Raw genomic sequence first — 24402 nt, 5'->3', positions numbered from 1 at the left:
TATGAATATATTAAGAGCATACAAGCGGACTCGTTTCTTCCTGTGGATAAACATCGCCGGACTGGCAATAGGGCTGGCATCAGCCATTATGCTGATTCTTTTCGTAACAAACGAGCTGAGCTATGATAAACACATAAAAGACAGCGAGCGTATCATCAGCCTGAATACCGTAATGGAACGGAACGGAAACGTCTCTGAAATACCAATCGCTACAAGGAAAGCACTGGTCGAAATCCCTCTGAAAGTACCTGGAATAGAAGCAGCTACACAGATATATAAGATTGGGGCTATTGACTTTAAGTACAATAACGAAGATTATATCGACGTTCCCGCCCTTATGACCGAATCCGGCTTCTGTGATGTATTTGGCCTTGAGTTTATCGAAGGAAATAAAGATGTACTGAACGTTCCCTTATCACTGGTAATTACCGAAAAATATGCAAACCTGCTTTTCGGAAGCGCGGCTGCTGCTATTCATAAAACCATAGATATGGGCGACGAAACACATACTATCGGAGGTATTGTAAAAGACCTGCCTTTAAACACACATTTCCGGTTCGAGATTCTTTCGGCTATGGATAATAATACCAAAAGCTATCCATCGATAGAGTTTTTCACTTTCTATAAGCTAAAGGAGGGAGTCTCCATAGAAGACACACGGGCTTCGATAGAGAAAGAGTATACGGTTATGGTCTCTGAGTTTTTACAAGGATTTGGAGGAAGTGCTGTAGGTAAAACTGAAAAATTAACCGACCTATACTTAAAAACACAGGCAACCAGCACCTTGGGGAAGAAAAGCAGTATGAGTTTTATCTGGATGCTATCCATCATCGCCGCGTTTATATTACTACTGGCGATAACCAACTTTGTGAATTTATTTATAGCGCAGGGAGAAACACGCATACTGGAGATAGGTGTACGAAAGACCAATGGGGCAACGAGAAAAGACATATCCAAGAAATTTTTCTCCGAAATACTGACTGTGGTATTTATCGCGTTTGCCATAGGGTTCATATTATTAATAATATGTACTCCTCATTTTGCAAAAATAATAAACAGGGATATTGACCTGACCCAATTGTACAATCCTGTTTTTATTATCGCCACAATACTTTTGTTCTCTCTTACTGTATTCCTTTCTGCGTCTTATCCGACTATTTATCTGACAAAGTTCAATACTCTGGATATTCTGGCCAAAAGAATACATTTTTCGAAACGGAAACTGACTGGTATCTCCATCACTTTTCAGGCTATAATAACCATTATTATCATATCCTTCATTCTGGTAGTTAATAACCAAACAGACTATTTACGGAAGCAGCCGCTGGGTTACAACCCAAAGAATGTACTGATAATGGGCATGAGTAAGGAGATATGGCAAGGATATAACAGCCTGAAACAAGAACTGGAGAAAAAGCCCGGAATAAAACAGGTAAGTATGGCTCATCATACCTTCGGAGGAGGGCCGAGCGGACAAGGAATTTCATTGCCCGGCGAAAGTACTCAAAAATCGATAAGTGAGTACCGTATTCATACCGGTATATGCGAACTAATGGAATTACAACTGGTAGAAGGTACATTTTACAGGGAAGATGATCCTACGAATGAAAAGACAGTGATACTCAACGAAGCCGCGATCAAAGACCTGAACCTGACCTACCCTGTTGTTGGCACCACAGTGGACTATAAAGGGCAGAAAGAAATAAGGGCTGTTGTCAAAGACTTCTATTACGATGAGTTGGAAAATCCTATCACCCCTATAGTTCTCCGGTATATAGGAGGTGGTGGAAATGTATATATCAAATATGACGATAATATGTCGCGTAACGAAGTAGAACAAACAATAAGAGACGTATTAAGCAACTTTGATTCTACCTACATACTCAACCCCACATGGCTAGAGGATGTATATACCAGCAAATTTGATATACTCGATGTACAGTCGCGAATATTGATAATAGCTTCGATATTATCAATATTTATCTCGGCTATCGGCCTGCTGGCGATGCACATGCTAAGCACAATGCGCAGGAAGAAAGAAGTAGGGATACGAAGAGTAAACGGAGCCAGTTCCGAATCTATATTCGCTTTACTTTCGGTAGATATATTGAAGTGGATTCTTATTGCCGGCATCATAGCTATACCTGTCGTATATTACTTCGCTTCGGAATGGCTGAGTAATTATGCCAACAGGGCTTCGCTCAACTGGTCAGTCTTTATACTCCCCGTTCTGCTTCAATTCATCATTACTATAATAGTTACATCAGGGGTTACGATAAAGACCCTGTCGCAGAACCCTGCAGATGTACTGAAAACCGAATAAGATAACACGCAAATAGATATAATATAATTTAATAACGAACTTAATATATATTATCATGATACAAATTAAAGACCTGAAAAAAATCTTTCGTACAGAAGAAGTAGAAACAACAGCATTAAACGGTGTTTCACTAGATATAAGCAAGAGTGAATTTATTGCTATTATGGGACCTTCGGGATGTGGTAAATCAACATTGCTGAATATACTGGGCCTGTTGGACAACCCCACTTCCGGAGAGTATAAATTAGATGGTACAGAAGTCGGGAATCTGAAAGAAAGGGAACGCACTTTATCACGTAAAGGCAATATCGGATTCGTTTTCCAAAGTTTCAACCTGATAGAAGAAATGACTGTATTCGAAAATGTAGAACTGCCGCTTACTTACCTTAAAGTAAAAAGTTCGGAACGTAAGGCCAGAGTGGAAGAAGCCCTCAAAAGAATGAATATCGGCCACCGTTCGGGGCACTTCCCTAACCAGTTATCGGGCGGACAGCAACAACGCGTAGCCATAGCCCGCGCCGTAGTAGCCAATCCCAAGCTGATTCTGGCCGATGAGCCTACCGGTAATCTCGACTCGAAGAACGGGCAGGAAGTGATGAACCTGCTTTCAGACCTGAATAGGGATGGCACTACAATCATTATGGTAACACACTCACAACACGATGCATCCTATGCGCACCGTATCATAAACCTGTTTGACGGACAGATAGTAACTGAAGTTGCGAATAAACTCTAAATATTAATCACTAAAGAACGACAAAATTATGTGGTTAACAAATTTAAAAACATATCGCAAATTTCTGGGTAACAACAAATTCTTCACATTGGTTACGATCATGGGATTTGCAATATCTCTGATGTTCGTTTTACTACTCAGCATATATGTAAAACAGGAACTGTCGATAGACCAGTTTCACAAGAACAAAGACAGGATATTCTTACTTGCCCAGACTAAAGAAAAGGCAAACTTTGCCAATCCGGCAGCCGATTTAATTAAAGACAATCTTCCGGAAGTTGAATCCTTTACCCGCCTTGTAGGCCGTAATGTAACAATAGAGACGCCTAACGGGAAAGTGAATATGGAAACGCTATTTGCCGATTCGGCATTCTTCAATATGTTCTCCTTCCCCTTAGTAGAGGGCGAACCTTCGAAAGTTCTGGCTACGAAGAAATCCGCTGTTGTCACCGAATCTTTTGCAAAAAAGATGTTTCAGGACGAAGACCCGATAGGCAAACCCCTCAATCTGGATGACAGCACGTCCCTGACTATAACGGGAATAATGAAAGATTTTCCGAAAAATTCGCAAATACCACAGAATGAAGTTGTGGTCAACTATCAGATGATAGAAAAAAACTGGGGTGGAGATATCTTAACAACATGGAATAACTCTTCCTTTACCATGTATTTTATGGCAAAAGAGGGAGCCGACTTAGAGGCTAAGACTCCACAGATTCTGGAACTTTTTCATAAGAGCAGCTATTGGATGTACACTCAGGGATTCGCTAAGGAAGTTACTTTTATCCCCCTCACCGAAGTTTATTTCAGCGGTGTACATACAAACTTTTCAGGGATCAGGACAAACAGTAAAACGCTTGTTTCCATATATCTCACTATCACAATCCTTATTCTGGTAGTAGCTATTCTCAACTATATCAACCTGTCGGTTTCGCAGGCGGGAAAGAGAGGAAAAGAGGCGGCTATGAAAAAGCTGCTAGGTTGCGACAAGAAAGGTATAATTGTCCAGTTTGTCTCCGAATCGGTAATTATGACGTTCGTTTCATTTTTTATCGGGCTGTTCCTCGCTTTTCTTGCCGAACCGTTCTTCAACGATGTATTGAGTACAGACCTTGGTCTTGGGCAGCAATTGCAAAATATCCCGTTTAGTCTTTTGGTTATAGCTTCAATATTTATTATCGGGCTTATATCCGGATTAATTCCGGCGATGATCGTATCTAAATTCCAGCCGATCGAGGTGGTTAAGGGAACATATATGCTGAAAGTAAAATCGGTCTATTCCAAAATATTGATTTCGTTCCAATATATAGTCGCTATCGCCCTTCTTACTTGTAGCGCCTTTATCATCAAACAGACGTTCTTTATGAAAAACTATGACTTGGGCTTCAATAAAGACAATATATTAAAATTGGATAACACGATAGAACCTGAACGTATACCGGCCTTACGCAGCCTGCTGGAAGGAATAGCGGGAGTAGACAAGGTTTCATTCCCTAGTGGCAGCCCTCTCGATGGGGGAAACAATAACTCGTTCTCGTACAAGGGGCAGTCGCTAAGCTTTCAAACTTTTTCAGTTGACACGGCCTTTTTCGAAATTTTCGATATAAAAATAAAGCCGACAGGGATAACCCCATCCAATAATACAGTATGGGTAAACCAAAAAGGATACGATGCGCTGCAACCGGATAGTATTTCCCATACAGTTAACTTCGAAGAGGGTGGAAATTCTGTGCAAATAGCCGGGATTACAAACGATATTCATTTCAGGTCTCTGCACACCGAAACCGGCCCGCTGATGCTTAATTTAAGACAGGACGGATGGTGGCCATGGTCTATAATAGTAAAGATAAAAACAGGGGCTGATCTTTTCAAAACAGCTGACGAAATAAAGCAGGTATATTCTGAATTTAACGGAGGAATACCTTTTGACGCGAAATTCGCAGACGATACAGTACAAGAGTGGTATACAAAAGAGGAAAAGACATCAAAAATACTGATTGCCTTCACTATACTCACTTTTGTTATCTTACTGATGGGCATTCTGGCCATGTCGCTTTATTATGTACGGCAAAAAGAAAAGGAAATAGGAATAAGGAAGGTAAACGGCGCGACAGAAAAGGAAATCATGGCAATGCTGAACATGAACTTTATCCGTTGGATTGTGATGGCATTTGTCATAGCTGTTCCCATTGCATATTATATAATGCAACAGTGGCTCGAAAATTATCCGTACAGGATATCACTCAGCTGGTGGGTATTTGCCCTGACGGGCCTACTAGTCGTAGTCCTTTCGGTAGCATCCATCTCTGTACAAAGCTGGCGGGCAGCCTCAGCTAACCCTATAGATTCCATAAAGAGCGAATAATATTTAATAATTAAGTTAATGGGTCAAAACACCATGCTGAAGATAGTCCAATTATCTTTGGTGTGGTGTTTTAGGTTACCACCATGCAGGCGCATAATATACCGGGAAATGCTCAGTCCAATACCCGTACCCGATTCGCGGGTAGTAAAAAACGGAATAAAGATATGAGGTACAACCTCCGCCGGTATAGGTTTGCCGTTATTACAAATATCAATCTGTATTCTGTCCTGATTATCAATTACCTTTATCAGTATCTTCCCTTCTCCTTCGGCCTCTATTGCTTCCTCCGCATTTTTAATCAGGTTCATCAATACCTGTGTTATCTGAGTTTCATCCGCAAATAACATAACCTCCGATGGCGCGACTATCTCGAATGATATATTCTTCTCTACAAAACGGTATGACTCAAGATGAGAGACTTTCCCCAGCAATGACACTAATTCAAATTGGTTCCGCTGTGGCTTTGGCACACCAGTAAAACGGCGGTAAGATTCCACAAAGGAAAGTAAGCCTTTAGCCGTGGTATTTATCGTTTCCAGCGCTTCTATCGTATTCCTGTTTAAGGTATCGTTGTTTTGGCTGTTCTCTTTATGAGAATACAACAAGGTCTCGGTCAGAGAAGTGATGGGCGCTATAGAATTCATTATCTCATGGGTCATAACCCGGATCAAACGTATCCACGATTCTATCTCTTTAGCTTCCAGTTCATTCTCTATATTGTTAAATATAATGACCTTCATTAAGCCCCTGTTCAGCTTAATGTCTGATACATTCAGGCTTATTTGTATTTCTTCCCTCTCGTTTATCAGCTTTATCTGTATATTATCCCCTGCCTGAAGTTCCTTGAACAGCTTCGGGTAATTATCGTCTATATATCTCAACTGGCTCAAATGTGTAAAGACCTGTAATCCGAGCAGTTCTTTTGCCGCCTGATTTACAGTATTCACATTCCCTTTATCGTCGTATATCACAATACCGGAGGAAACACTCTCCACTATAAGGCTAAGGAACTTCTCGTTTTCTATTACTTCTTTTCTGGCGTTTGTCAATATTACCCTTATCCGGTTCAGCATATTATTAAGCTCCCTCTCGCGCCTCGATGTCTTATTCTCTGTGAAATAGAAAGAATAATCGCCATTATCCAGCGCGTTCAACAAGAAAAGTATGTTTTCGTCATATTTCTTGTAATGATAATACATGGCATTTAGGCTTTCGAATACCAGTAAACCCGGAATCAACGAATAAATATATTCTCCTATAGTGATGCAGTATGTAAACATTGCAACAGAAAGGATAAGCAATGCCGTAAAGAAAATAAGCCGGTATAAAATAGATTTGAACATAATCTGATATTTCAGGATATTCCGTACTTCTTCATTTTATTATATAATGTCGGGCGTGTAATACCCAGTTCCTCAGCTACTACGGAGATATTTTTATTGTGTTTCTTCAACGATTTTTCTATCAGTATCTTTTCCATCTCTTCTATCGAAATAGATTCTATAACAGATGCCCGGTCTTCAACCGCACGGGTATGGAAATCATAATCCTGCAATACATTACTATCGCTCAATATTACAGCCTTCTCTATAGCATGTTGCAGTTCGCGTACATTGCCCGGCCACGTATAGCCTTCAAGTTTCGCTATTACCTTATCACTCAGAACCATACCGGACTTGTTATATTTTTTCGAAAACCTGTTCAGAAAAAAATCAGCCAACAACACAATATCTTCTTTCCGCTCTCTTAGTGGCGGCACTTCGATATGTATCGTGTTAATCCGGTATAGTAAATCTTCACGGAACTCTCCGCCCTTTACCGATTCGAATAAATCCTTATTTGTCGCCGATATTAACCGGATATCGACAGGAACAGGCTTATTATCCCCCACCCTCACAACCTGACGGGACTGAAGCGCCGTCAATAACTTAGCCTGCAACGGATAACTGAGATTTCCTATTTCGTCCAGAAAAAGGGTTCCTTTGTCCGCTGCCTCAAATTTCCCGGCACGGTCTGTCCTGGCATCTGTAAACGCGCCTTTCACATGGCCGAAAAGCTCGCTTTCGAACAAGGATTCTGTAATGGAACCTATATCAAGGCTAATGAGCGTCTCATTGGCTCTGTGTGACGAATAATGTATCTTCCGTGCGATGAGTTCTTTTCCTGTTCCATTCTCTCCGGTAATCAGGATATTGGCGTCAGTTTGAGCCACTTTATTTATCAGCGAAAGCAAGTTTTTCATCGGTTCCGATCGCCCCCAGCATATATCGTCTTTATTCAGTTCCTGATTGAGGACAGATTGTTTCTCCCTCAGCTTTTTCACTTCCTTCTTCGAAGCCCTTAGTTCGTATGCCGATTGCAAAGTCGCCAATAGTTTCGTATTGTCCCACGGTTTTACAACGAAGTCTGTAGCTCCTTGCTTCAAAGCCTTTACGGCCAATTCTATATCGGCGTATGCCGTAAATAACACAACCGGTATTTCAGGGTCTGCCTTCTTAATCTCAGATAACCAGAATAAGCCTTCGTTCCCATTATTTATACCCGCTGAAAAATTCATATCCAGCAGTACAACATCCGGATTTTTCTCTTTCAGTGTGTGCACCAATGTATTTGGAGAAGGTAATAAAAGCACCTGTTCATAATAATTATCTAATAAGATACGCAAAGCGCTCAGCACATTTTTGTTATCATCGATGATAAGGATACACCCTTTTTTCATTTTATATTTATTCGTTTTACTTCTACCTGCCACTTAGCGCAACAGGCATGTCTGAAACATAATATCCGGAAGGACTGGTGTACATCCGGCCGCTCACACAAATATATGAAAATAATCTGTAGTGCATTATTGACTAATACCGATTTTGAAACCATGACCGGCCTATTTTATATGCTCTCCATGCGTTATTTTAGAATTACACGCCGTTTTATAGCATCTAAGATAGAAAGGTTCCCCGGATGTTAAAAATCGAATTTCCTGAAAGAAATATTTAATCGCGCAAAAAGGCTGCATACCGCTGTATTTCCTTTGTATCATCAATCAAGAGAGATTGATATATAAACAATAATATAAAGTAAGTGCCGTAGAACAGAGTTACTTCGCATTGTGGTTGCCCGGGTTGCGGGTTCGAGTCCCGCCATCTCAGGATGTAGCTCAAAAGGTTAGAGCAGGATATAGTCTCTGTTCGCTTGTCGCCTTACTTATTATATAACTATCAACAAGTGTCGTAGGAAAGAGTTACTTCGGTATGCTATCGCCAACAATTGACAAAGGGTTCGACTCCCGCATCGTCCAAGGCAGGACAAAGTTTGCTCTTTGCGTTTGTTACCTTGTTTATTTAACATAACAGAATGTCGTAGAAAAAAGATACTTCGGCACCAACTTAGGGGAGGAATAGTGAGGCCGTAAATCCGGCGAGACTATCCGGTTCGATTCCGGCAAGCTATGCCCCGTTATGCTTTTTTCGCCTGTTACTTCTGTTCCTTCATAAAATCAGGTGTCGTAGAAAAGGAGTTCTTCGTTCCAATCCGGAAACTCAGGTGCAATTCCTGACATGTGAAAGCATGTAGTTGAGAGCAAAACGTCGGAAGTAAGGCCTTTTCGGCTTATTACCCTGATTTTTTATACAGCAGGTTATCTTATGTTTTTATTTACCTTCAGCCGCCGCCTGTACAGTAGTCATTACACGAAGGAAATTACCGCCCCATATCTTAGCTATATCCTCGTCCGAATAACCTCTCTCAAGAAGCTTTACCGTAATGTTAATCATATCGTTACTGCCATTGCAGCCAATAAGCCCGCCGCCACCATCAAAATCGGAAGCGATGCCAACGTGGTCTATCCCGGCTACCCTGACTGCATAATCTATATGGTCGATAGCATCAGACAACGAGGCCTTCTTCCTGTCCTTATTGATAAACAAGTCTACCAGACAAATCTGTACCACACCTCCATTTTCAGCTATGGCCTGCATCTGCTTATCGGTCAGGTTACGGTCATGAAAGCATAAAGCCTTAACCGCTGAATGGGAAGCGATAACAGGCTGGGCAGACAAACCGATTACATCCCAGAAAGTCTTTTCCCCGGCATGCGATACATCTATCATAACACCCAGACGGTTCATTTCTTTTATAACCTCTTTACCAAAAGGGCTCAAGCCGTTCCACTCACGATGTGTATTGCTCGATGTGTCACATATATCATTATCCTTGGTATGGCAAAGCGTAATATAGTTTACACCCATATCCCTGAAACGGGCAATATTCGATATATCCTTCCCTATTCCATAACCGTTCTCGATCCCTATAAAGATGGCTTTCCGCCCCGACTGCTTTATACGCTCAAGGTCACTCGCTGTATAGGCTATTTCACAGATATCCTTGTTATTCTCAACTTGTGAGTGTATCCCTTTTATCAGCCTTTCTATCTTATCCACAGCCTTTTGCGACGACAGCTTATCCCGTGCTCCCTGTCCTGTATAGGCGGCGAAGAAGATAGCATCGAGCATGCCTTCCTCCATCTTGGGAATGTTTACCTGATTGCTTTCACGTTTGCCAATACCGAAGCCTGCTTTCTTAAATTCCAGAGGCGTATCACAGTGTGTATCAATAGTAAAGATACGCTTATGCAGTTCCTTTGCCTTTCGGAAGGTCGTGGCCTCACTTACTATAAAACTGAATAACTTCAACATGGTTGTATCTCCCCCCCAGACATGTCCTTCGGGATGCCATTGCACTCCGATGATTTTACGGTCAGGATATGCTTCTATCGCTTCAACAATACCATCCGACGTTTTCCCTACCGCCCTGAAACCGGGAGCGACAGCCTTAACTCCCTGATGGTGGTATGTATTGGTGGAAACTTCGGTCAATCCCAACACTTTGGCCAGTTGGGAATCCTTTGTGATGGAAACGGTATGTGTGCCCTTATCTCTTGGTTCGCTCTGGCTATGCTTTATACTTTTATCCCTGTGCTGACTAGGTATATCCTGATAGAGCGTACCGCCGAAAGCTACATTGATAGCCTGCTCGCCCCGGCATATCCCCAATAGGGGTATATTGCGGTCTGTAGCCAGTTTTAACAATACAAGGTCATAAATATCCCGAACGGAATCTATCACATTCATATCGGGTATGGCTTTCTCTTTATAATATCGCGGGTCAAAGTCTTCTCCGCCTATCATGACCAATCCGTCCAGATCCTTTACAATATCCCTCAATAGTTTGCCGTCCGTCATCACCGGAATAATAACAGGTTTGCCGCCAGCCTTGAGAATAGCCTGAATATAAGTTCCGCCTACACTGGAACCTCCACTCTGGGTACGGCTTGCCGATACTCCGATAAGCGGCTGTTTCGTAGCCCTTAAATCTACGAAATATGAGTCTGTATATTCATATAGCTTTTGTAAATCGGGAGTAAGTACTTCCTGCGCTTTCAGAGGCAAAAAATTCAGCAATAGCACTACAACAGATATATTGATTATAATTTTTTTCATCTATATTATCTTTTATTTAATCAATGCAATGTTCCTGTTCATATTCAGTCATCAACCTGTCGATTTCAGCATAGAACCTGTCTACATCAAAATCTTTTGGTTTACGTTTCATGTCCTTTATCCGGAATATGGCTTCTAACATACCTTTGTGTAGATATGCAACCTGCTCACATTTCGATATATCAAAAAACTCATCATAAAACAAATTTTTATCATATTGCTCCATTATGCTCAGGTCTTTGCTTTTCCCATACTGGTACTTCTTCTCATTATCGATATATTTATCAATGTCCTGTCGGGCATAGTCTAATATATCGTAAGAAAAATAGACAGTATTTACAGATTTTCCAAAATCTATCTTGTAGAGGTTATTATTCAGAAACTTCTCAATATGATTGGTGTTGAATAATATTTGTTTTTCCCGTATACCCTGACAGCGATAATTCATAAAATGGAAGCGGAATGGAGTAATTATTTTGATGTATATTTTCTTTATAACATCTTCTGAAAGTAATAATCCGTCGGCACGTAGTGTATCTGTATAATCTTCTATAATCCTTTCCAGAGGTGTACTTTTGTGCTGTTTGAGGTATTTCAGCCAATAGCGGAGTATATACAATAACCCGTTCAGAGCAGCCTTGTATCGCTCCGTTTCATCTGCATTTGCATAATAATCGTAGTCGATATGGACATTGAGGCGGGCTGTTGGCGGAATACCCATATAGGAAGAAACGGAGACATTATCATCCTGCTTATCTACATCTATATCCTTTTCTATAAACAGATTGAATGTGACAGGTAATAAGTTATCTCCATAGTCGTGCCTGTTCAGAAAATCGACATAGTAGGCCTGGACTTTATCTCCAAGTGGCTTACCTTTAACTCGTTGCCAGACATGTACAAAGAAGGAATAGTATCTTAGGCTCGTATCATTTTTCATTTGTTTTATCTATTTGTTTATCAGACTACCCAAAAATAACGTAAAAGGATCATCGTTTATACATTTCTTTCTGAAATCAATAAATCTAACAAGTTTAATTATATTTTTTTAAAAATAAATATTGAAAAGGTATTTAAATCCTGTCTTTTACTCATTTATATAACTCAGTTCTTATTTCTACCAGTATCTTCTCTGCCATATCTTTGTCAGGGATATCCTGCAAGTCGCTATCTATGGCATACCGTTTTATTTGTTGCATCAGCCCGTCAGCCATAACGAGTAATTGGTCATATTCCATTTTCCCTGATTTTATATCCAACAGTTGCACTCTGTTAGGGCGTTTAACGTTTAGTTTGCCGTCACGGAATATCTCTTGGGCAACCTGCAAAAGGCGTATGGTATGCATAATATTTTTGGCATCATAGTTCTTTCCGTGTTGCTGGTTACCCTGGTAGCGCATTTCGTTACGGTTGGCAACCCAGTCCCAATATTCTTTGTACTCTTTGCAATACAGGGAATATGCTTCTATGTTGAATGACAGATAGGCTATTTCTTTCTCACCTTTCTGTATTGATGATAACGATACTTCGTTAGCCACAGGGCTGTGAACGATACCTTTATAGCTAAACTTGCTATCTATATCATAAAAAAGCGCATACAAGCCTTTGGTATGGGCGATGGAACTCAGGCCACACCCTTCTTGTGCATATCCCTTGTTCTTTAGCCATTCCTTAACGGGTACAGATGAGTAACCTTCGAGGATAAAACAGAAATCCAGTACGTCTTTCCGTTCTTTTTCTACCGGGTTAACAATCTTCTTTTTGTATCCTCTGGCTTTTTTTATCTGGGAGTGTGCATAACCAGCGAAGGTGTCTTTGCAAAGCTTTGACAGGAACGTGCTGATATGTAATTTCTCCATCAGGGGATGTTTATACAATATACAATCTTCAGGAGATGCCAGTACTTCCAGTATATTGGGGTTGTTCCTGCACAGTAAATCTACAAAACGCCCTAATTCATAATATACTTCATCGTTGGTTTCATTGCTAACCTGCGCTACATAGTCCAGTCCGAAGAACTGGTCTTTAGGCAGGTAAAATACTCCTTTCAGGTCGGTATCCGAAGTCGGGGTATCCAGTCCATAGGCTTTACTGCCACTTATACATTCAAATAGCAAAAGCCCTTTATCTTTTATATCCTGTATTGTCATTTTTCTGTTACTGTTTTTCTGAATAGCATGTCCGCCGGAGTTATATCGAAATATTGCTTATTATATTTTTCCGAAGTCTTGCAACAATAATCAAAAGTTTTGTCTATCCAGCTTTTTATCTCCGGCGCAGGTTTTATTATATAACGCTCTTTAGCTGTACTTTTTTCCTGTATTAAAGATAGTATTTTATTTTATTAACTCTAACAGGGGAGAGATATTCATGGGCGCTATGCTGTTCTTTTCTATACACCACATGGCAGCTAACAGAGGACGTAATATGTAGAATAGTTTCTTTATTTTCAGTTCTTCATCTTTTATCGAAGCCATTGCGCCTCTAGCTATTCCCAGATAGTGATGTATATTGCTTCTACGGCAGAAGTAATTTTGACACAGGTTCCATACCTCATCTTTAAACCCTTCCTGCTCGTAATAAACTACGGGAGACTGTATCCATTCGAAAGGCGTTGTATTGGAACGGCTTATCAGCTTCATGGTTTTTCTTATATCCCAACCATTTATGTCTAATTCGTCTGTCAGGGGAAAGTTCAGATAATCATCCGTCTCCTTTATTGACAGGTAGCTATCTAACGGACGCACGTATATAAATCTGACATCATAATCGCTGTCGGGGGAGGGGAAACCCCATGCGCGGCTACCCGATTCGCAGGCATAGAGTATTCTTATTCTATGTCTTTGTTCTATTTCTTGCAGTTTTCCAGTTATCGTTGTTTTCATCTACTGTTTTCTGTTTTTTTGTACAAAGAAAATATAATGTAGTGCAACTTTTTTGCGTAACCGGTAGAATTTTTAAAATATACTCCAAATAACTGTTTTGTCGAAATATGAAAACATTCTGTAGATCCGGCTTGGCTGTTTCCTGAACAAGTTTTCTTTATTATCGTTATTATTATCAGATAGAAAAATAGTAATTTAGTGAAAATTATAATCAAATGAGAGAAAAAAGAGATTTAAACCTTGCAGTGTTAATAGACGCGGATAATGTGCCATATTCGAATATAAAAGGGATGCTTGACGAAATAGCCAAAATAGGTGTGCCGACTATAAAACGTATCTATGGCGACTGGACAAAACCAACCGTTTCGGGTTGGAAGCAACCCTTGCTCGAACATGCAATCACGCCTATACAACAATATAGCTATACTACAGGGAAAAATGCTACCGACTCCGCCATGATTATAGATGCTATGGACATTCTCCATAGCGGAAAAGTAGACGGTTTCTGCCTTGTATCCAGCGACAGCGATTTTACCCGTCTTGCAGTAAGGCTGAGGGAATCAGGCATGCAGGTAATCGGGATAGGGGAAAAGAAAACTCCCAGTCCGTTTATCGTTGCCTGCGACAAGTTCATCTATATTGAAATTATCGGAGACTCTGATGACCAGCAGGATACACCGGCATCTACAGCTAAAAAAGACAAAGAAAAGAATATAGAGCCTGTAAATAAAAAACTTATCAATCTGTTAAAGAGCACTGTGCGCGACCTTGCCGACGATGATGGCTGGGCTTATCTGGGAGATATAGGTAACCTTGTTATTAAGAAACGTCCTGATTTTGACCCCCGTAACTACGGTTTCTCTAAACTTACGGCTCTGGTAAAATCTCAGAAAAAGTATTTCGAGATAGACGAACGTAAAACAGAGAAAGGACATTCACAACTGGTATATGTCAAGATTAAGGAATGATTGCTTTAAAGGTTTTGTGAAGTAACTATCGCAAAGAGGCCGGCAAATTTTGAATTCGATGTAACTCTATGCCACGACATTCACAAAACCCTTTTTACAATTCTATTTTCCTGATTTCATCCAAAGCATTTCCGCCATTGTCTATAGCCGATATGATATCAAATATTTTATCAGACCAGCCGGCTATCAGGTACACATCGTTCTGAGTGATATCCAACGGAGTATTTCCGTAGCCTGACAAGTCGAACAGATATAGCTTACTGTTTGGCGATATCTTTTTATATTCGCTCCACAGGTCAACTATCTTTTTGTCATTTCTGTTGTTCCACAATTGCAAGTCGGTAAACATCATAACTTTATCTATCTGCTGCTTTCTCTTTATAAGGTTTTCTATCACCAGATAACCATTGGTCGCATAGCCTACCTCTCCTTCGCGGCGGTAGAAAGCATCCACATTGGACAATACCCCTTTTGTAGGAACATTTATTACTTTCCACTTATCTCCGAACATACCGGTTATGGCATTTTCGCAGCGTGATTTCAATAGCATAGCCAGCATCAGGCCTATATCATAACACAATATTTTGCTTTTTGCCGATACCGGACGTTGCATAGAACCCGATACGTCGCAGGCTATCAGCACACTTGTTTCAGCATCAAAGCCTTTTATGTTTTCAGCGGATACAGCAACGGCCTTTTCCAGAGCATCTAAAATACGGCTTGCGTATGCAGACTTCACTTTCGATATTTCACGGTATGCAGCCAGAAAACGGAATGGCAACTGTTTTGAACGGCGTACAGCTTCTGCTGAGGCCAATGTATCGCATACTTTTATGATATGCTCTTTCGAAACATTCGATTCCAGTATGTTGCGCAAGTTGCGCATCAATGCCATATAACCTACTTTATGGCTGTCTATCAGTTCCTCCCACTTGATGCGGAACGCGGCTTCCTTTTCGGCATCGGAATCAAACTTCATTTGTCCCAATGCAGAAAGCTCTGTTTCCCAAGTGTAAGGAGTCTCCAGCGTATCATCCACTATTTTATTGAACAAAGCCTGCTGGTTTTCATCCTTTGCCTTAGGGTGTACAAGAAACAATGCGTCACGCAGTTTCACTTCCGCATCGCGGTTGTATTTCGCGAACTGGTATTCGTCAAAGCGGTTGAACGCATTCTGCAACCCGGCCTGTAGCTGTTTCGACAGACGGTTTAGTTTCTTTGTATCTTGTCTTTCGTTAGCTAACTGGTAGTATGCCAATAGTTCTGTTATTTCATCGGCACGCTGTACTACTTGCGATACCATTTTGCTTACGGTAGAATCTCCACGGTGTACTTTTGCCAATTCTACAGCCAACACCAATGCTATCGAGCGCAGATTCATCTTCTGGCGGGTATAGACTGCCAACTGTGCTACAAATACCGGGTCACAACGTTTTATCAAATCACGCATTGTTTTAACTCGTGCCTGTGCGCTTTCATAAAACTTGTCACTCAACGCAGAGGTAACAGCAGCTGTGTACAATTGCCACTCAGGCGATAGACGGTACGCTTGTGCGCCTTCATAATTTATCACCTTGTTTTTTCCTTTGTTTGTAAAATTAAATTTCATTTCTCTTAATTTTAATGTTAAGGTCTAACGACACTCTTTTAATTGTTTGACATTACAAAGATTCAAAAACGGGTGCGCAGCTTTTTTGCGTACTTAAAATTATTTTATAAAAAAAATTCATTTTTAACGAAGTAGCTGTTAAATTTTCGCTAAAATTTAAACAGTTACTTAATCTCATTATTAATCAACGTTCCCAGTAAATCGGCTAAACTATTATCATTTATGCACTTATTAGCTATTTTCCATTCCTCTCCATCAAATTTGGATATTGCAATCCAATTGCCTGCATCAAATCTGAATGTATAATATATAAAGCCTGTACATTTATCAACATTACCTTCTATAGTAATATTATATACTTTATTATCAATTGTAATATCCATTGTTTTCTGCATTATCAAATACTTTATACAAATTATGCCAACTACTCAGCATCTTCAGCTGTCCATTATCAACCATCCATTCAGAAAAAGTAACAGGCACAAAAAAACAAAGGAGACTCACATTGAACACATTACAGCTAAAAAGTGACAAAAGTGACACCTTCTCATGAGTTTTTCATTGTTACTTTTTCTTCTCTTGCTACTTGTCTGCTCTCTTATATATAATGCCAATCGGGAGCTGAAAAATGGCTTGAAAAGCCAAATCTTCATAACCGCGGGTCATCGACCTGCGGAAAAAGGATGAGCAATACCAGCTGTCTGAAAGACAGGACATACTGTGTGTCCTGCTGCTTCGGGCAGGGGGAGTGTAATTGTCCCTTGCTCCGTAAGCTACGCTGCGCTTGCATACGCTTATGAAGATTCTGCCTTTCGGGCAGGGGTTGAACTGCTTTCAACCCCTGATTCGCATATATAATAGATAAATTTATGAGACATTCATTACCCGTTTCTTTACCCAGTCTTTTCCTTCTGCCAGACGGGTAACCATCATGGCACAAACAACATTCCCCGTTGAATTTAGCAACGTGGCGGGTACATCTATTATTGTACTTATAATCATCAGGGTAGCCGCAAACTGAGGCGAAAAGCCAAAGATAGAGCAGATAAGCAACTCCCCGGTCATGCCGCCGCTAGGGATAGCGCCAACCACAGCCGCCGCCAAAACCGCTACGCCTATAATCATAAACATATTGGATGATGTGGTTATCTCCTGCCCGAAGATGGTGAACAGGAAGATGATTTTCAGGACTCCGCCTATAATCGACCCGTCTTTGTGCATATTTGTCCCCAACGGAATCACTGTTTCGGCGATTCCTGCCGGAACACCTATTCGCTTCGATGCTTCTATATTCACCGGAATACATGCCGCACTGGACGATGTGGCAATGGCCGTAAGAGAAGGCGTCGGTATATTTTTCCAGAATTCGATAAAACCTTTCTTTCCTCCTGCCCAGAATACATAGAGGGAGTTCAGTCCAAAAAAGCTAATCCCCGTAAGAATAAGGAAAAGGATAAAAACATGCATGTATCCGCTTAATATCTGTCCGCCAAGTTTCCCCACCGTATCGGCAAAGTAACAGCCCAAACCAATGGGGGCAGCCTTCATAATAATATCCATCATTTTCATGATGACATGGGTAGAAGCGTTCAAGAAGTCGGCAACCAGCTTCCCTTTCTCTCCCGAAAAGGCTGTAGCCAAACCAAAGAAAATGGAAAATATAATCAGAGGCAACAGATTGGATTTGGTAAACAACTGCTGAAAATCGGATACAGTAAAGACATTGACGAATATTTCGCCCGAAGTCATCTGCTTAACCGTTTGCTCCGGCAAACCGAGTGATAACTCAGCTTGGCTTATTCCCTCAAGGGGGTTGTATAATAAAGTGAACAGGTAGGATATAACCGCAGCCACAACCCCTGTAAAAAGAAAGACAAAGACAATACTGCCGATTACCTTGCCCACCATATTGGAATCGCGCATGTTGTAAATAGATGATGCCACGCTGAAGAATACAAGCGGCACAATAAGCACAAACATCAGGTTAAGGAAAATATCCCCTATGGGCTTTACAACGGCTGTTCCCTCTCCGAAAATAATCCCGCAAATACCTCCTATCAGTATTCCGCAAAGCAGAAGGATAGTAAAAGCATAGTTTTTTAGTACACTCATTTATCTATAATATTATAAGAGTCTGTTTAAGAAACTGTTTAAATTTTATAGCAAATCTTTTTTATAGCTATTTTTAGATGGATTTTATCATTTTTGCTAGCCGAACCAACGGTCAGCGGAGCTAATTAGCGGGCTAAACCAAGAGTAAAAAGGAGAAAACACGCTAAAAAGAGCATAAAAAAATTGCTAAGAACTATTGACATGAACCTGTAATAAAAATTTTCGCTAAAATTTAAACAGGCTCTTAGTAACCGTTAGGAAATTTCTCGTTCTGATTTTTAGAATTGTTTTTGAGATAATTTTTATTTCCACGAAGCGATAGTAGCGGGCTACTTGAGCTGAGTGAAAGAGAAAATTAGCCGAAAACAAGCTAAAAATGAACGAAGAACTCTTAACCTTTCTCTTATGAAAAAGAATTCGTGAAATTTCCTAACAGTTACTTAGGTAGCAAAAATACATTTTCATTTTGAAATATCTGTAGCAAAAGAACATAGATTTAGTAACCAAAATGTTTAGACAAAAAAGAGGAATATTTTTTGCCTTAACCCTTGCTAATACAAGAAAAATGCCTATATTTGCACCGCAATTGCAAACATGGTGGTTGTAGCTCAGTTGGTTAGAGCGTCGGATTGTGGTTCCGAAGGTCGCGGGTTCGAGCCCCGTCTTCCACCCGGAGAAGGAAATAACATTTGTTATTTCCTTTTTTATTTTAGAAACTGTTTAAATTTTATACGAATATTTTATTATACCTTTTTCTTCGTTCATTTTTAGTCTGTTTTCGGCTGTTTTTTCCTTTCTCTCAACTCAACCAGCGGTCACAGGAGCGAAGCGTATGTAAATAAACATCTCTAAAACATCTCTAAAACATCTCTAAAAATTGGAACGAATAAAATTTAAACAGTTTCTTACAAATGAACTATTTCTTCCTGTTATTGTTTAGATGTTATAACTAATACTTTTTTAACACTTTACGAATAACCAAAAACCTTAATTTATGGAAGAAAAGAAAAAAAGGATGACCACAAACCAGGGTATTCCGGTAAGTACCGATCAGGCTTCGATGACTACTCAAGACCCCCATTTAACACTGTTATCAGACACGCACCTTGTTGAAAAACTGGCGCATTTCGACAGGGAAAGAATACCTGAACGTGTAGTGCACGCCAAGGGTGCAGGTGCTCATGGATATTTTGAAGTTACAAATGATTTAACAAAGTACACATGTGCTTCATTTTTATCACAACTGGGAAAAAAGACCGACGTATTTGTACGTTTTTCTACAGTAGGAGGAGGACGTGGTTCTGCCGATAGCGCAAGAGATCCTCGCGGGTTCGCTGTAAAATTTTATACAGAAGATGGGAATTACGACATGGTGGGAAACAATACACCTGTATTTTTTATCCGCGACGCTATCAAATTTCCGGACTTTATCCACACTCAAAAGAAGAACCCTACATCAAATCTTGACGATGCCGATGCGTTCTGGGACTTTATGTCACTGACTCCCGAGAGTGTCCATCAGGCAACTATCCTGTTCTCCGACAGGGGTACCCCATTTTCATACCGGCACATGCACGGATATACCAGCCATGCCTATATGTGGTATAACGAAAAGGGAGAGCATTACTGGATTAAGTTACATTTCAGGACTGATCAGGGAGTTAAGAACCTGACAAAGGAAGAAGCAACCGCACTAGCCGGAACAGATCCCGACCACGCTACACGCGATTTGTTCGACAGTATAAAAAATAAAGATTTTCCTTCGTGGAGTGTCTATGTACAGATTATGAAACCGGAAGACGCGCCAAACTACAAATTCGATGCTTTCGACGTGACAAAGGTATGGTCTCAAAAAGATTATCCGCTGATTCCTGTAGGCAAGATGGTATTGAACCGTAATCCTGAGAATTATTTTACAGAAGTAGAACAGGCAGCTTTCTCCCCGGGAAATCTTGTTCCGGGTATCGCTATATCTCCTGATAAGATGCTACAAGGGCGTGTCTTCAGTTACCCCGACACACACCGCCACCGCTTAGGTACCAACTTCGATATGATTCCTATAAATGCACCGAAAGCACAGGTAAATACATACCAGCGCGATGGGGCAATGCACATGCACAGCTATACTGGCCCTAATTACTATCCGAATAGTTTTGGAGGAGCCGAACCGGATAAGAAATACGCGACTCCGCCAATTGATGTAAAAGGAATGGCAGACCGTCATGAATACGTTCTTTCCGATGCTGACTATGTTCAGGCAGGCGACCTTTATGGCAGAGTATTATCCGATTATGACAAGACTAATCTGGTAGGTAATATTGTGACGCATATAAAGAATGCGGCAAAACGAATCCAACTCCGCCAGACTGCTATATTCTACAAAGCACACGAAGAATACGGCACACGGGTAGCCGAAGGACTCGGGTTGGATATAAACGAAGTGAAAAGACTCGCAGCCATGAGCCACGAAGAAAGAGCAAAAGCAACAGCTCGATAATAAACAAAAAGAGGGTGGAATAATCCGTTTTATTCCACCCTCTTTTCTATTTATATACAAAAATTATTTCTTCACTCCGTTCCTTTCCAGCAATGCATTTACAGTAGGCTCTTGCCCCCTGAATTTGATATACAGGCTCATCGGTTCTTCCGTATTCCCTTTTTCAAGGATATTCTGACGGAACGAACGGGCTGTTTCTTTATTAAAGATACCTGTCTGTTTGAACAATGCAAAAGCATCCGCATCCAGCACCTCTGCCCATTTGTAACCATAATATCCGGCAGCATATCCGCCCGAGAATATATGGCTGAACGATGTAGACATATTCGTACCGTCCACTACCGGAAGCAAAGCTGTTTTATCCATTGCTTTACGTTCAAACGCTATCACATCGCCCGTATATGGTTCTTGCAATGTATGCCATGCCATATCCAGAAATCCGAACGACAACTGGCGGTAGCACAGATAGCCTGCATTATAGTTAGCAGCGTCCACTAATTTCTTCACAAGGTCGGCCGGTATTTTTTCTCCTGTTTTGTAATGAACGGCAAACTTATCAAGATATTCTTTTTCGGTCAGCCAGTTTTCCATTATCTGTGAAGGAAGTTCCACAAAGTCGTGCAGTACATTTGTTCCCGACAATGTTTCGTATGTACATTTAGTAAGCATGCCATGCAGCGCGTGCCCGAATTCGTGAAGGAATGTTTCCACCTCGTCGAATGTAAGCAAAGCCGGTTCGGTAGCCGTAGGGCGAGTAAAGTTCATCACAATGGAAACAAACGGACGCGAATCTTTTCCCTTTTCTATATACTGTCCTTTAAACTCGGTCATCCATGCGCCCTGACGTTTTCCCTCACGCGGATGGAAGTCGGTATAAAGCACCGACAGGAAGTTTCCTTTTTCGTCCAGTACGTCAAATGCTTCCACCTCCGGATGATACACCGGTATTTGAGTATTTTTCTTAAATGTGATTCCGTACAGGTCTGTAGCCAGGCCGAATACACCTTTCTTCACGTTTTCCAGTTCGAAGTATGGGCGAACGAGCTCATCGCTTACGCTATATTTTGCGTCTTTCAGTTTTTCAGAATAGAATGACCAGTCCCAAGGTTGCAAGTCAATCGCTTTTCCTTCCATACCCACAGCAAAGCCTTCCACCATTTTCACATCTTCACGGGCAGCATGTGCGTATGCGTCAAACAAGTCATTGAGCAAACCATAAACATGCTCTTTGTCTTTAGCCATCTTATTGCGCAGTACATAAGTCGCATAATCAGGGTAACCCAGCAAGTTAGCTATCTGCATACGTGTTTTCGCTATTTCTTTCACATTCTCCTGATTGTCGAATTCTCCACCGGCTACACACTTGGTAGTGTATGCCATGTAAAGTTTCTGACGCAGGTCGCGGCGGGTAGAATACTTCATAAATGCAATATAGCTTGGGGCGGAAAGGTCGAACATATATCCGTCTTTGCCTTTGCTTTTGGCTTTCGCCGCTGCTGCATCCTTTACCATTTGCGGCAGTCCTGCCAGGTCTGCATCATCGGTAAGAATCATTTCGAACTTGTTACCTTCTTTTAATGCGTTCTGCCCGAAAGTTAAGGTAAGCTGGCTCAGTTTCGACGATAGTTCTTTGTATGTATCCCTGTCTTTTCCGGTAAGTGTAGCGCCACTATTCTCAAATCCCTGATAGGTTTTCTCTACCAGACGGATTTGTTCAGGAGTCAGGTTTGATTCGAAACGCTTGTCATACACGGTTTTTATCTTCCTGAAAAGTCCTTCGTTCAAAGTTATAGCATTCGAATGTTCCGAAAGCTTTGGCTGTATACGCTGGGCAATTTCCAACATTTCGTCATTACTTTCCGCACTCAGCAAGTTAAAGAATACGGATGTAACCCTGCTTAACAATTTACCCGACTCTTCGAGAGGCACTATTGTATTCTCAAAAATGGGAACAGAGCGTACCATTACTATTTTATTGATTTCGGCCTGATGCTCTGCTATCCCTTTTTCTATAGCAGGTTCGTAATGCTCGTTCTTTATCTTATCGAACGGCGGTGTATCGTAAGGCGTTTTATACGCCGAAAAAAACGGGTTTTGAGCTTGAATTGTAGTCATAGCTAACATTAATAATAAAATGAATAAGAGATTCTTTTTCATATAAATCAGTATTTGAGGTTTTCAATTTATTTTATCCATTCAGGGTCTGTATAAATTTCTTAGTAACCGTTAGGAAATTTCTCGTTCTGATTTTTAGAATTGTTTTTGAGATAATTTTTATTTCCACGAAGCGATAGTAGCGGGCTACTTGAGCTGAGTGAAAGAGAAAATTAGCCGAAAACAAGCTAAAAATGAACGAAGAACTCTTAACCTTTCTCTTATGAAAAAGAATTCGTGAAATTTCCTAACAGTTACTTAGAGTCTGTTTAAATTTTATTCGTTCAAATTTTTAGAGATGTTTTAGAGATGTTTTTACATACGCTTCGCTCCTGTGACCGCTGGTTGAGTTGAGAGAAAGGAAAAAACAGCCGAAAACAGACTAAAAATGAACGAAGAAAAAGATATAATAAAATATTCGCATAAAATTTAAACAGTTTCTTACATTAAATAATTAATTAGAAACAGACAAAGGTATAAAAAGTAATACAAAAAATCTTACCTTTGCCTATTAAATAAAGAGGTTCAACCAATTGACACGAACAAAAAAGTTCATATAGAGAAATATACTTTTTTTAATATTAATCCGTTATAAATTAGTAAAAATTACGAACCTGTTATGATAGACTATATAAAAGGGGAGATTGCTGAACTTACCCCCGCTTCTGCTACAATAGAAACAAACGGTATAGGTTATTTTGTAAGTATATCTTTAAATACTTATACCAGTCTTTCGGGGCAGAAAAACACCAAGCTTTTTATTTATGAAGCCATAAGGGAAGATGCCCACCAACTTTTTGGATTTTCGGAGAAACAAGAACGGGAATTGTTTATGTTGCTGATAAGCGTATCGGGTATAGGAGCCAGTACGGCACGTATGATTCTGTCATCGATGACAGTACAGGAACTGACCTCCGTAATTGCGTCCGGAAATTCAGATATGCTGAAAACGGTCAAAGGCATTGGCCTGAAAACTGCGCAGCGTGTCATTATAGACCTGAAGGACAAGATAAAAATAAGCGGCATCGAACAATTGGAAATATCCGCCACTACCAGCCAGGCCGGAGAAGAAGCTGTTGCCGCACTGGTTATGCTGGGCTTTCCTCAACAAGCATCACAAAAGGTAGTATCTAAAATATTAAAAGACAAACCGGATAATACCGTTGAGCAAATAATAAAGACCGCATTAAAAATGTTGTGATTATTCTATTCAGTAATCAATATATTTATTTAATGCCACAATAATAGTTGTAACTGA

General features: G+C 40.5%; 16 protein-coding genes and 1 tRNA gene. 7 read left to right on the top strand and 10 right to left on the bottom strand.

Translation table 11 applies throughout. From position 1 onward, the window contains the following. The first annotated feature begins 1 nt into the window (after nt 1). The 3 genes from D0T84_RS03025 to D0T84_RS03015 are packed head-to-tail and all read left to right on the top strand — an operon-like array spanning nt 2 to nt 5424. On the top strand, nt 2–2323 hold the full coding sequence (locus D0T84_RS03025) for an FtsX-like permease family protein (protein WP_163305907.1): 2322 nt from the start codon (nt 2–4) through the stop codon (nt 2321–2323). 55 nt (nt 2324–2378) lie between these two features. Then, entirely contained in the window at nt 2379–3059 is a 681-nt protein-coding gene (locus tag D0T84_RS03020; RefSeq protein ID WP_163305904.1) for an ABC transporter ATP-binding protein, read from the top strand. A gap of 28 nt (nt 3060–3087) precedes the next feature. Further along, nucleotides 3088–5424: an ABC transporter permease gene (locus D0T84_RS03015; RefSeq protein ID WP_163305902.1), complete on the top strand. Its 2337-nt coding sequence runs from the start codon at nt 3088–3090 to the stop codon at nt 5422–5424. 23 nt (nt 5425–5447) lie between these two features. On the opposite strand, the gene D0T84_RS03010 is transcribed toward D0T84_RS03015, so the two are convergent. The 6 genes from D0T84_RS03010 to D0T84_RS02985 form a co-directional block, all read right to left on the bottom strand. Beyond that, nucleotides 5448–6767, bottom strand: a complete 1320-nt coding sequence (locus tag D0T84_RS03010) for a PAS domain-containing sensor histidine kinase (protein WP_163305899.1) — start codon at nt 6765–6767, stop codon at nt 5448–5450. Nucleotides 6768–6778: 11 nt separating this feature from the next. Continuing rightward, entirely contained in the window at nt 6779–8143 is a 1365-nt protein-coding gene (locus D0T84_RS03005; protein WP_163305896.1) for a sigma-54 dependent transcriptional regulator, read from the bottom strand. 928 nt (nt 8144–9071) lie between these two features. After that, entirely contained in the window at nt 9072–10919 is a 1848-nt protein-coding gene (locus D0T84_RS03000; protein WP_163305892.1) for a gamma-glutamyl-gamma-aminobutyrate hydrolase family protein, read from the bottom strand. A 16-nt stretch (nt 10920–10935) separates the two neighbouring features. Beyond that, nucleotides 10936–11859, bottom strand: a complete 924-nt coding sequence (locus tag D0T84_RS02995) for a hypothetical protein (RefSeq protein WP_163305889.1) — start codon at nt 11857–11859, stop codon at nt 10936–10938. 151 nt (nt 11860–12010) lie between these two features. Then, a complete protein-coding gene (locus D0T84_RS02990; RefSeq protein ID WP_163305886.1) occupies nt 12011–13069 on the bottom strand; it encodes a DNA polymerase beta superfamily protein in 1059 nt (352 codons plus the stop codon). Between the two features lie 186 nt (nt 13070–13255). Continuing rightward, nucleotides 13256–13804 carry a nucleotidyltransferase domain-containing protein gene (locus D0T84_RS02985; protein WP_163305884.1) on the bottom strand — a complete coding sequence of 183 codons (549 nt, stop codon included), beginning with the start codon at nt 13802–13804 and terminating at the stop codon, nt 13256–13258. Nucleotides 13805–14019: 215 nt separating this feature from the next. On the opposite strand from D0T84_RS02985, the gene D0T84_RS02980 reads away from it, so the two are divergent. Beyond that, nucleotides 14020–14772, top strand: a complete 753-nt coding sequence (locus D0T84_RS02980) for an NYN domain-containing protein (RefSeq protein ID WP_163305881.1) — start codon at nt 14020–14022, stop codon at nt 14770–14772. A 94-nt stretch (nt 14773–14866) separates the two neighbouring features. Here the strand turns inward: D0T84_RS02980 and D0T84_RS02975 are convergent, their stop codons facing one another. The 3 genes from D0T84_RS02975 to D0T84_RS02965 form a co-directional block, all read right to left on the bottom strand. Next, nucleotides 14867–16381 carry a TROVE domain-containing protein gene (locus D0T84_RS02975; protein WP_163305878.1) on the bottom strand — a complete coding sequence of 505 codons (1515 nt, stop codon included), beginning with the start codon at nt 16379–16381 and terminating at the stop codon, nt 14867–14869. Nucleotides 16382–16545: 164 nt separating this feature from the next. Beyond that, nucleotides 16546–16776, bottom strand: a complete 231-nt coding sequence (locus D0T84_RS02970; RefSeq protein WP_163305875.1) for a hypothetical protein — start codon at nt 16774–16776, stop codon at nt 16546–16548. Between the two features lie 472 nt (nt 16777–17248). After that, on the bottom strand, nt 17249–18493 hold the full coding sequence (locus D0T84_RS02965) for a dicarboxylate/amino acid:cation symporter (protein WP_163305872.1): 1245 nt from the start codon (nt 18491–18493) through the stop codon (nt 17249–17251). A 596-nt stretch (nt 18494–19089) separates the two neighbouring features. Here D0T84_RS02965 and D0T84_RS02960 point away from each other — a divergent pair. Continuing rightward, nucleotides 19090–19165, top strand: a tRNA-His gene (locus D0T84_RS02960). Between the two features lie 322 nt (nt 19166–19487). Next, entirely contained in the window at nt 19488–20990 is a 1503-nt protein-coding gene (locus D0T84_RS02955) for a catalase (protein WP_163305869.1), read from the top strand. Between the two features lie 63 nt (nt 20991–21053). Here the strand turns inward: D0T84_RS02955 and D0T84_RS02950 are convergent, their stop codons facing one another. Beyond that, entirely contained in the window at nt 21054–23147 is a 2094-nt protein-coding gene (locus D0T84_RS02950) for a M3 family metallopeptidase (RefSeq protein WP_163305866.1), read from the bottom strand. A 616-nt stretch (nt 23148–23763) separates the two neighbouring features. Here D0T84_RS02950 and ruvA point away from each other — a divergent pair. Beyond that, on the top strand, nt 23764–24345 hold the full coding sequence (ruvA, locus tag D0T84_RS02945) for a Holliday junction branch migration protein RuvA (protein WP_163305864.1): 582 nt from the start codon (nt 23764–23766) through the stop codon (nt 24343–24345). Nucleotides 24346–24402: the final 57 nt, after the last annotated feature.

The organism is Dysgonomonas sp. 521, assembly GCF_010501055.1.
Lineage (GTDB): Bacteria > Bacteroidota > Bacteroidia > Bacteroidales > Dysgonomonadaceae > Dysgonomonas.
This window is presented reverse-complemented; position numbering and strand designations above follow the sequence as displayed.